This window comes from Congregibacter sp. (assembly GCF_047617445.1).
GTDB lineage: Bacteria > Pseudomonadota > Gammaproteobacteria > Pseudomonadales > Halieaceae > Congregibacter.
The window spans coordinates 1-10,776 of record NZ_JBLGBE010000103.1 but is presented as its reverse complement, the minus strand read 5'-3'; the positions used below and the strand labels follow the sequence as shown (position 1 = coordinate 10,776).

Sequence of the window (10,776 nt, the reverse complement as noted above, 5' to 3'; positions counted from 1 at the left end):
AGACTTGTGATTCGTTGATAAAGTCGGGGATGTAGGGCAAGCCAGGCATGTATTTGAATGCCAAAGCGCCAGCGTTTGGCGGTGACCCCCTGGGTGAATTTATCCCGACGAAGATCGCGCAACAGGTCTGGTAGAGGTATGGACGCAGGACACACTTCTTCGCAGCGCCCGCAGGCGGTGCAGGCATCGGGGAGATCAGCGCTTTCTTCAAGTGATGTCAGCAGCGGCGTGAGCACTGACCCCATGGGGCCGGGATAGACCCAGCCGTAGGCATGCCCCCCCGCGTTCATATATACCGGGCAGTGATTAAGGCAGGCGCCACAGCGAATACACTGGAGCATCTCTGCATAGTCGCTTGCGAGAATTTCACTTCGATGGTTGTCCAGCAGTACGAAGTGAGTCTCCAGCGGCCCGTCGACGTCTCCAGGGCGCCGGGGTCCTGCATAGAAGCTGGTGTAGCAGCTCACAGCTTGGCCTGTGGTTGATCTCACCAGCAAGCGCAACATTGCCATGGCGTCTTCGGCCCGGGGGAGCACGCGATCCACGCTCGTGCAAACGATCAGCACGGGTGGCAGGTTTGCACAGAGGTCACCGTTACCTTCGTTGGTTACTAGCATCGAGTAACCATTTTCGGCGATGAGTGCGTTGCTACCAATAATTCCAACATCGGCCGCTAGGAACTCTTCACGCAAGACCTGGCGGGCCTCGGCGACCATTTCTGGCGCATCAGCGAGGTCTCGCTCTCCGAGATCATGGCGCTCAAGGAATAGCTCTCGAATCTCCGCCGGAGATTTGTGTAGGGCCGGTGCGACGATGTGACTCGGCGTGTCACCAGATTCCTGAATGATGTACTCACCCAAATCGGTTTCCCGTACCGCAAAGCCTGCGCTCTCCAGCGCGGCATTAAGTCCGGTCTCTTCGGTGATCATGGACTTGCCCTTGGCAATCCGCTGCGCTTCATGGCGTGTGCAAATGTCTAAAACAATGCCATTGAGTTCATCACCGTTGCGCGCAAAATGTACGGAGCTTCCGTTTTCCCGCGCGGCGCTAGAGAATGACTCGAGGTAGTGACCCAGGTGCGCCAGCGCGTGCTGCCGGATTGCTTTGACCTCACTACGCAGGGCATCAAACTCTTTGTTGCCACCAAAATCCTTGATCGCTTGCTCTCGTTGATTTGGCATGAGCAGGCCAAGAGCTTCGCGGGTGCGTGCTCGTTCGGAATCGGCAATGGCCGCTCCTGCGGCTTGCAAAAAGTCGCGGCTATGCTGTTCCATCAGGAAGTTTCGCTTTCTGCGATGGGGGGCGTTGCCTCGTCTCCGATCAGCACTTCGGCAATGTGTCGAAAATGGATATTTTTGCCTGTTCTTCGTGCCCTGCCAGCGAGGGCTAAAAGACAACCGAGGTCTCCTCCGACAAGAGTGTCAGCACCGGTGTCCTGGGCGTCCTGAAGCTTTTGGTCTGCCATGGCGCCCGATATTGCCGGCATTTTCGCGCAAAAAGTACCTCCAAAACCGCAGCAGACATCGGCCTGAGTCAATTCCTGTACCTCGATCCCGGCGCGGGCGAGAAGTGTTCGCGGCTGCTGGCGAATACCTAGTTCTCTCAAGCCTGCGCAGCTGTCGTGATAGGCGATTCTCGCCGGTAAATGTTGCTTTGCAGGTTGGTAGTTGCAGATATCCAGCAAAAAAGTACTGAGCTCATAGACGCGATTGGCAAAGCTGTTCGCGCGCGCCAGCCACTCGCCCTCCAGGAGCTTTGGATAGTGTTCTTTGAGCATGCCTGCGCAGGAGCCAGAGGGTAGTACGACGTAGTCGAAGTTTTCAAAGTTCTCTATGAGTTGCTGGGCGATACGCGCGGCGCCAGAAAAATCACCATTGTTGTACGAGGGCTGCCCGCAGCAGGTTTGCTGCGCAGGGACCGTAACCTCACAGCCGGCAAGCTGCAGTAACTCGAGGCTCGCTTGCGCTACGGAGGGTCGCATCAAATCAGCCAAACAGGTCACATACAAGGCGACCCGCAGGGGTTTCGACTGCGTGGGTACTGGCTTGTCTTGCGTATTATCCAAGGTTTCGCGAGGTGTCGCCGCTGCTCAATTAGACCAAGCAGTATAGCGCGCAATAGCTCTTATCCGATGATAACTAACAGACTGCTACTGAGTAGAAGCCCGGCTACAACAGCTACAACAGCGTTCATCCAAGGGTGGTGCGATAACCATAGAGCGCCGAGGATTTCGATACGATTGCTTTTGTGGATCGCTGTGTAGCGTTCCACAGCAATATTCGTGGTGTCCAGGTTGGGCAGCGCGGGGAGGGAGACGGGCAAGACGACGCCCGGGGCAAGAGCGATTGTCGCACTGCCGCGCAGGAGTGAGTGTTCTCCGTAAAAATAACGGCCATCGAAATCCACGGCGATGAAGTGCTTGTTCAATAACCCCAAATGACCTCCGCGGCCTCGACGCAGTTCGCTCCAGGCGTACAGACAAGCAAAAACCAAAGGCAGACAGGCTATTGCCGGCGGCCATCCTTTGAGACTGGCAAACAGTGCAAGAGCAAGCACCGAAAACAGCGAAAGGACGATACCCATCTGCGTCACCGCGCGGTCCTTGTGAGTCGAGGTCGGTAGCCAATGAATGCCCGCAGGCACGGGATCTAGCAGTGCACTGCGTTTTTGCGGCATGGCGGTGAGAGCGCGGTAGCTGGCCAGATACAGTAACGTTGCAGCGACGCAGAGCAGAATCAGGACCACGGGCAGTCCAATGCCGAGTTGGCGCATCATGCTGCGCTGCTTTGATATCTGTATCCAGCGCTCTCTCTCCTGAATGAGTAGTGATGACTCGAACGGTGTCTCGAGTAGGCCATCGCCGGCGACTCGCTGAATTATTACTTGTTTTGGGTCCGCAATGAGCAGCTTGTCACGCCAGCCTATGAGGAAGGGTTCATGGAGTTCCTGGGGCAGAGAGATACGCGTCGGGTTGCCCCACTGCTGATCGAGTTGAAAGAGTCCCGGAGCAGTTTCACTGCCCGCCATGAGTGCCCAGTAACTTGTCTCTCCCAGGGCAACATCGCGCAGTCGATCCTGACCTGCAGCAATCGCGGTCGGCGGCATAACGAGTAGTGCGTCCAGTTGCTGGCCGAAGTTTTGCTTATCGGGGCGATAGACGCCGAGCATGGGTCCATCGCCGGCGGGTATCAGAAGTAAACCGCCCGAGGACAGGATTCGTGGCTGTCCCCAGGGAAGCTGGACGGCGGCTGTATATTCTAATTCTCCAGCGCTGTTGCTGCGCCACAGTTGCCCAGCTTCGCCGAGCAAAAAAATGCTATCCCCCAGTAGGGAGCTTGCGATAGCGATAACGGGGCTATCTAGGGTTTCTAGACTGAAGGTGTAGCAGCTGGCTTCCTCGAGATTGCAGCGTTGAAGTCTCAGCTGCGCCTCGCCTATCGCTGCGTTTAACAGAATATCTCCATTCTCCATTGTCCAAAGTGGAGGAGAGAATCGATCAAAGCCAAGGTCGGCTGCGCTAATCCGGGCTCTGGGGAGTCCTGATCGTTCATGGAGTAAAAGTGCACCTTCTAACAACAACACTAACTCGTTGCCAGGGAGTGTCGTCCCCGCAAGAGCCCCCAGAGGCTCTTGTCCTGCGGGTGCCGCAGGAAAGCGTAGTGCTACCGCTAGCACCAGCGCACACAGTGCGAGCGCGGCCCCTGCGAATACAAAGGCGCGTATCTGCGTGGCCTCGCGAAGCTGCGTAGGATTGAGCGGCACAGCTGCAGGTCGCAGTGCAAACAGATTCGGTGCTTTCCCTCGGGGCAATGGATCGCTGGTTGCTTGCTTTGTCGCTGGCGCGTCGCGAATGACCGGTTGGCTGGACTGTGCTGTTGTGGGTTTGGGAGCGACTGTATTTAGAGGCGCCCTGGGTTTCGCTGCGACTGCCTGAGTCGAGCGCGAGGACTGACGCGGCCCCGAGGGCCTCGCTGGAGCAGGCGTTGGCGTGGCTTTGGCTGTGGGCGCAGACGTGGACGGATCCGCAGCTGAGAGCTCACATATCAGGCCAACACCGCGGAGCTGCCGATACAATCTCTGGGCGTCGCTTCGGGTGATGTTGCGGCGCAGCGGAACGGGTTTGCCACTGAAAAACACGGCAACGCCCGAAGTGTCCCGAAGCCCAAAGAACGCAGCCAAGGTGCGTTTTGCGCGCTCTTTGTCTGTACCGGGCAGTAACTGACCGGAGAAAATGAGATTGAAGCGCTGCTTATCACTATCGATCAATGCTGCATTCCCGCTGTGCGGCATTTCACTATTGAGCAGGGATCAGGCTGAACTGAAGCCCGGCATTGCTTTCCAGCCGGGGTATAAGTGCGGGTGCCAAAGCTGATGCTGGTGTCCACACGCCGCCACCGACGCTCGCCGTATCTTTTGCGAGGCACACGGCGGCTTCGCCGAGCATGCGTGATGTTGAGCCATAGCCCGGGTCGCGGTCGCCGCTGACCCGAGCACGAATTGATTTGCCGGGGTCCTCGGGATGTTCAGCGTGGAAGAATAGTTCGAAGAATCCGCGCTCCCGGGCATCGCGATCGGGTCCTTCGCCGGGTTTGGGTAGCCAGCGAGCGATCGCATTGCGCCCCAGCGTATTACTCGCAGTGAGCATGGCTGCACCCATTCCCACGCTGATTGCGAGCGCCTGCGCGCGACTGGCGCAGAGCTGGCTTTCGTCGTAATTGAAGTCTCGGCCCCAGGGAAAGTTCAGTAGCGCGTTACTGCGCCGTACCACGCGTTCGTTGATCAGTGCCATAACAAAGGGCGTCGTCCACTGCTCAAAACAGGGGTCAAATATCGGCGCATACTGGTCCTTCGCCTCGGGCCCTGGACCTTCCTGATCCGGATAGAGGCAATATTTATCCCGGAGCAAACTGCGCAGTGCCGGATCGCGCCCGGCGTCTTCGAGAACACCTAGCAGGCTTGCAACAGTGCCTCCACTGGCCGCGCCTCGCGTCTTACCAACACGTCCACGTACACGAGAGGCTATAACCCCGTGCTGATCCTGCATGGCTTGCTGCACAAACCAGTTACCCAAATCTGAGGGGATGGAATCAAATCCGCAGCAGTGCACTATGCGTGCGCCAGATTCTTGTGCGGTACGTTGATGTAGGCTAATCATGCGAGCAATCCAGGGAACCTCGCCAGTGAGGTCGCAGTAATCTGTTCCCTGTGCGACGCAGGCGGCAACCAAGTCACTGCCATGACGGGCGTAAGGCCCTACGGTACTGCAAACAACTTTGGTACTTGCCGCCAGCGTTTTTAGTGCTTCGGGATCGGTGCTATCTGCGGTGAGCAAGGTTAACGGGTTCTTGGGTTTCACTCCCTGGAGGGTTTGGCGTACGGACTCAAGTTTGGCAATATTTCTGCCCGCCAGCGCCCAGCGCAGCTCTCCGTCGCTGCCGTAGCGCTCAAGTAAGTACTCGGCGACTAACTGGCCGGTAAAGCCGGTAGCCCCAAACAGAACAATGTCGAATGTACGCTCTGTCATAGCGGATTCCTGCGCTTAGTGAATGCCATGCATCATGCGACGCAGTAGTGGCGACAGCAAGAGCATAAGAGCTCCGGCGCCCAGGCCTAACCAAAACAGACTGGTAAACAGGTCGCCATAGCTTGTCAGTGCTGCTGCCGTATCAGTGATGTTGCCGCCGCTGGTTTTCAGGGCCGCGATTTTTGCCAATTGCGCCGCGACGAACTCAGAGTAGGCGGTCGCTAAGAACCAGGAGCCCATCATGACACCGACTACGCTGGGGACCGCGAGTTTGGTGACGGCGGAAAGGCCCACGGGTGACAAACACAGTTCGCCGCAGGTATGTAACAAGTACGCCAGAGCCATCCAGTAGCCGCAGACGAGGCCAGCCTGGTCCGGGTTGGCAGCACCGATCATCAAGGCGCCAAAGCCCAGGCCCGCCTGAGCGATACCCAGTGCAAACTTTACCGGTGTTGAGGGCTCGAGCCCGCGACTACCGAGCACCGTCCACAGCCAGGCAAAAAAGGGTGCGAACATAAAAATAAACATGGACTTGAGAGCACCGTACTGTGAGGTGGTAAGCGTCAGTCCGAAGACTTCGCGATCCATAACCCGGTCCGCAAACAGCGTCATAGAGGCTGCGCTTTGTTCAAAGAGGGCCCAGAACACGACGGTGGACATAGTCAGTACGATAAGGACGATCATACGACTGCGCTCAACGGCGTTGCAGCGGGTCACGATAAACCAACTGAGTCCGGCCAAAACCACGAGTGAGGGTGTGTTCAGGAGAAGTCCCACGGCGGCATGGAGCTGCAGCATTTGCCAAACCACAGCGACCGCGAGCAGGGAGCTGGCGTAGATAGTGTGTTCTTTACTGAGTCCGATGGCCGTGCGCTCATTCAGCTTGCCGCCTTCCGGGGGCTCTGCCAGGCCGGCGAGGTAGCGCTGGCCGTAGATGAACGTTGCCAGTCCCAATAGCATACCGATGCCCGCGGCACCAAAGCCGTAGCTCCAGCCATAGGTCTCGCCAAGATAGCCACAGAGTAAGGTTGCGCTGAATGAGCCGAGGTTGATTCCCATATAGAAGATTGTGAAGCCTGAATCTCGACGAGGGTCATCCTTGCTGTAAAGCTTACCGACGATGGTTGAGATATTCGGTTTGAGAAAGCCCACGCCAATCACGATGAGAGCCAGCGATGCATAAAAAACCTGCAAAGCCTGACCGTCTCGCTGAATACTGTCTCCTATCATCCGCGCTTGTTCGCCTTCTACGGCCATTCCCAGGTGTCCGGCGACTAGCAGTAGGCCACCGAACATTACGGACTTTCGCATTCCGAGATAGCGGTCAGCCAGGAGTCCCCCGATGACGGGCATGGCGTAGACCAGTGCGGCGTAGCCCCCAAGGACTTCAAGCCCTTCAGCGTCAGTAAAGAGGTGGTACTTTGTGAGATACAGAAGCAATAGGTATTTCATGCCGTAAAAGGAGAAGCGCTCCCACATTTCTGTGGCAAAGCAGATCATCAGTCCCCGGGGATGACCAAAAAAGCCCGGGTCATTTCTCACAAGAGGAGCGTCTGCGACGGCAGTTGTCATTTAGTGCTCCTTAATTCCTATCGCTAGGCCGCTATCGGTGCAGCGTTGTCATCGCCGGCAATAGCCAGCCTTAACTGTTCGGGGTCCAGAATACGCTTGATCACCGCAAACATGGCTGCGGCTTGGGGGTAGTAGTGCCTCAAGTATCCCAGCCATTGTTTGATGGGATTGACCGCGAAGCGGGCATCGTAATTTTCGAGGGTGACCGCAAGGTACGTCAGGAGCAGTCCACGAATCTCGTCCCAGCTCAGGGCGCACTGCTCAAGACCCAAATCCGCTGCCCGAATGAGTCTGGGGAGGTCAGGCCTGCACAGTACACCGCGACCGAGCATCAGATCAGCTGTGCCGCTTCTTAGCCTTGCCAATTGCGCGTCACCAACACCCCATACTTCACCGTTTGCCACGAGCGGTAATCGCGTGACCGAGCGGGCCAGGGCGATTTGATCCCAGTAGGCTGGGGGGCGATAGCCATCCGCTCGCGTTCGGGCATGGATAACAAGTTCACTGGGCTTTGCGGCTTCGATACCAGCGACCACATCCAAAAACTTGTCACGGTCATTAAAGCCCAAACGAATTTTCACGCTCAGGGGGACCGATGCCGGGACCGCTCGTCGGGTGGCGTCGACAATGGCATGCACACGTTCTGGCTCGCGAAGGATGATGGAGCCGCCATCTGAACGATTGACGGTTTTTGCCGGGCAGCCAAAATTCAAGTCTATGCCCGCCGCGCCCAGCTCTGCGGCTCGAGCGGCGTTTTCAGCAACCAGGGTTGGATTGCCACCGAGAATTTGAAGATACACTGGGACGCCGGAGGATGTATGTCCGCCTTGGGCAAGCTCTGGGCAGATGCGATGAAATACCCGGGCCGGAAGTAGCTCTTGGCTCACGCGCATAAACTCCGTGACGCAGCGATCCACACCACCAAGCTGGGTCAGCAGCTCGCGCATAGTGTGATCGATAACGCCTTCCATCGGCGCTAGGAGAATTCGGGGTTGAGGTTCGAGAGTCACAGAGCCGCAGTATACGCAGAGTTGCAATCCGGCACAGCTATCGTGACCCGGAGCACCTGCCTCGTTTATCATAGGGATGTCTTTGGAGAATCTGATGAGCGCCAATCTGTTTTCGCAGGGTTTTGAACTGCTTGTTTATGGCATGGGCACGGTCATCGTGTTCCTGACGCTGTTGGTTTTTGCCACTCGGCTGATGTCGCTATTCATTCAGCGTTTCTTTCCCGAAGCCCCAATAGCTGTTTCGAAGCGTGTTGCGGAGCCTCCTCAGGCTTCTCTCACGCCGTCGCCAGAGCTGGTGGCGGCGATAGCCGCTGCGGTACATCAGCACCGTCATCGCCGCGTTGTTTCACCCGCACCTAATCTTGATCAAAGGAAAGCGCATGTCTGATCGACCTGGAAAACTAGGCATTACTGAACTGGTCCTGCGCGACGCGCATCAATCGCTGTTAGCTACGCGTATGCGCCTCGATGACATGCTGCCCATCGCCGCCGAACTCGATGAAGTGGGCTTTTGGTCCATGGAGTCCTGGGGAGGAGCGACCTTTGACGCCTGCATTCGTTATCTGGGAGAGGATCCCTGGGACCGTATCCGAGAAATCAAGAAAGCGATGCCAAAAACACCGCAGCAGATGTTGCTACGGGGCCAGAATCTCTTGGGCTATCGTCATTACGCAGATGATGTGGTTGAGAAGTTTGTCGAGCGTGCGGCCATCAACGGCGTAGATGTGTTTCGCGTTTTTGACGCGATGAATGACATGCGCAATATCGAGGTGGCACTCAAAGCGGTGAAAACGCAGGGCAAACACGCCCAGGGCACGATCGCTTATACCTTAAGTCCGGTACATGATATGGATGGATGGATTGATCAGGGGCGGCGTATCGAAGATATGGGCGCTGACTCCATTGCCATCAAGGATATGGCAGGCCTGTTGCGACCCTACGTGGGCTTCGAACTGGTGACGCGTCTGAAGGCGGCTTGCTCGGTTCCAATACATATGCAGTGCCACGCCACCACGGGACTCTCTACTGCGACCAACCTCAAGTGCATCGAGGCCGGCATCGATAACATAGATACCGCGGTGTCGAGTATGAGCATGACCTATGGTCATTCACCTACAGAGGCCTTGGTAGCTATTCTTGAAGGTACCGAGCGAGATACCGGTTTGGATCTGGTGGCGCTAGAGCGCATCGCCGGCTATTTTCGGGAGGTGCGTAAGAAGTACGCGAAGTTCGAGGGTTCATTACGCGGAGTGGATTCACGCATTCTCGTTGCTCAGGTTCCCGGCGGCATGCTCACCAACATGGAGAACCAGTTGCGCGAGCAAAATGCCGAGGACCGACTCGCTGAGGTGCTTGAAGAAATTCCGGCGGTTCGCGAGGATCTGGGTTTTATTCCTTTGGTCACACCGACCTCACAAATTGTGGGCTCCCAAGCCGTTCTCAACGTGATTACCGGGGAGCGTTACAAATCAATTTCTCGAGAAACAGCCGGTGTATTAAAGGGTGAATATGGCGTTACGCCAGCACCGGTAAACGCCGCCTTACAGCTACGGGTACTTGAAGGGGGCGAGCCGATTACCTGCCGCCCTGCAGATTTACTGGCCCCTGAGATGCTGGCGCTGCAGTCCGAGCTGGAGTCCTTGGCGAAAGAAAAAGGCATTCGCCTCGCTCCGGGGGAGGGGGTGGTTGATGACGCCCTGACCTACGCATTATTTCCCCAGGTTGGGCTGCGCTTTCTCGACAAGCGTGGCGATGCCAGTGCCTTTGAGCCTGCGCCGGGCACCGAAGCCGCGGTTGACGTTACACCGGCGGTGGCGGCAGCGCCCAGCGCGCCAGCTGCGGGAGGCTCCGGGGTGTATACCGTGTCCGTTCATGGGCAGCGCTTTGTTGTGGAGGTTGCCGACGGCGGTGATGTGAGCAACATTCAGCCGGCGGCCAGCACGTCGGCGGTTGCTCTACCCGCCGCCGTACCGAGCAATGCTGAGCCCGTTAATGCGCCCCTGGCGGGTAACATTGTTAGTCTGGCTGTTGCCGTGGGAGACGCGGTGGAGGCGGGCGATGTTGTGGTGATCCTCGAAGCCATGAAAATGGAGACAGAAGTCCGCGCGCCAAAATCCGGGGTGGTCAGTCAGCTTATCGTGTCCGCGGGTGATTCCGTTGCGGTGGGTGATGCTCTGCTGGAGCTGGACACGCACTGATGGATCGCGTTGCCCAGCTGTGGGCCGCGTCAGGTCTGGCGCAGATGGATATTGGCTCGGCGGTGATGCTAGGTATCGCGCTCTTGTTGTTGTACTTGGCTATTCATCGTCGTTTTTAGCCGTTATTTCTGGTGCCCATCGGATTTGGCGGCCTGCTGGCAAACATACCCGGCGCGGGTCTGGCGTATTCGGCTCTGGACAAGGCGCTGCATGGTGCAAACAGCGAGCTGATTCTGGCGTTGTCAGCGTTGCTCTCCACCTCGGCTGATCCTGCGAGTATTGGTGCGGCCTTGGAACTGGCGCCCCAGGCTCTGCAGTGGGAGGCGCTACAGCTGGCCCGGGATGCGGGTCTCAGCGATGGAATGCTGTATAGCTTCTATAGCGTGGCTATCGGCAGTGGCGTTGCCCCTTTGGTGATTTTTATGGGCGTTGGGGCCATGACCGACTTTGGCCCGCTGCTGGCAAACCCCCG

8 protein-coding genes and 1 pseudogene are annotated in these 10,776 nt (G+C 57.3%); 3 read left to right on the top strand and 6 right to left on the bottom strand.

Annotated features, from left to right (window positions below; translation table 11 throughout):
- The 6 genes from ACI9KD_RS15830 to ACI9KD_RS15805 all read right to left on the bottom strand — a co-directional run.
- Positions 1-1,274: lactate utilization protein B (locus ACI9KD_RS15830; RefSeq protein WP_414982139.1), on the bottom strand; the 1,274-nt coding region annotated here is incomplete at its 3' end.
- Positions 1,274-2,002, bottom strand: coding sequence for a (Fe-S)-binding protein (locus tag ACI9KD_RS15825; RefSeq protein ID WP_414982140.1), 729 nt, complete (start codon positions 2,000-2,002; stop codon positions 1,274-1,276). The genes ACI9KD_RS15830 and ACI9KD_RS15825, both read right to left, overlap by 1 nt.
- 122 nt (positions 2,003-2,124) lie before the next feature.
- Positions 2,125-4,266 (bottom strand): hypothetical protein, encoded by a 2,142-nt coding sequence (locus tag ACI9KD_RS15820; protein WP_414982138.1) that lies wholly within the window; start codon positions 4,264-4,266, stop codon positions 2,125-2,127.
- A 28-nt stretch (positions 4,267-4,294) separates the two neighbouring features.
- Positions 4,295-5,524, bottom strand: a complete 1,230-nt coding sequence (locus ACI9KD_RS15815; protein WP_414982137.1) for a saccharopine dehydrogenase family protein — start codon at positions 5,522-5,524, stop codon at positions 4,295-4,297.
- A gap of 15 nt (positions 5,525-5,539) precedes the next feature.
- A complete protein-coding gene (locus ACI9KD_RS15810; RefSeq protein ID WP_414982136.1) occupies positions 5,540-7,096 on the bottom strand; it encodes a peptide MFS transporter in 1,557 nt (518 codons plus the stop codon).
- A gap of 23 nt (positions 7,097-7,119) precedes the next feature.
- The gene (locus tag ACI9KD_RS15805) at positions 7,120-8,178 is read right to left on the bottom strand and encodes a tRNA dihydrouridine synthase (protein ID WP_414982135.1); all 1,059 of its coding nucleotides are present in this window, start codon (positions 8,176-8,178) and stop codon (positions 7,120-7,122) included.
- 22 nt (positions 8,179-8,200) lie between these two features.
- On the opposite strand from ACI9KD_RS15805, the gene ACI9KD_RS15800 reads away from it, so the two are divergent.
- The 3 genes and pseudogenes from ACI9KD_RS15800 to ACI9KD_RS15790 all read left to right on the top strand — a co-directional run.
- The gene (locus tag ACI9KD_RS15800) at positions 8,201-8,494 is read left to right on the top strand and encodes an OadG family protein (protein ID WP_414982134.1); all 294 of its coding nucleotides are present in this window, start codon (positions 8,201-8,203) and stop codon (positions 8,492-8,494) included.
- Positions 8,487-10,304, top strand: coding sequence for a sodium-extruding oxaloacetate decarboxylase subunit alpha (oadA, locus tag ACI9KD_RS15795; protein WP_414982133.1), 1,818 nt, complete (start codon positions 8,487-8,489; stop codon positions 10,302-10,304). The genes ACI9KD_RS15800 and oadA overlap by 8 nt, the downstream gene beginning before the upstream one ends.
- Positions 10,304-10,776, top strand: a pseudogene (locus tag ACI9KD_RS15790) (sodium ion-translocating decarboxylase subunit beta); the annotation flags it as partial. The gene oadA and the pseudogene ACI9KD_RS15790, both read left to right, overlap by 1 nt.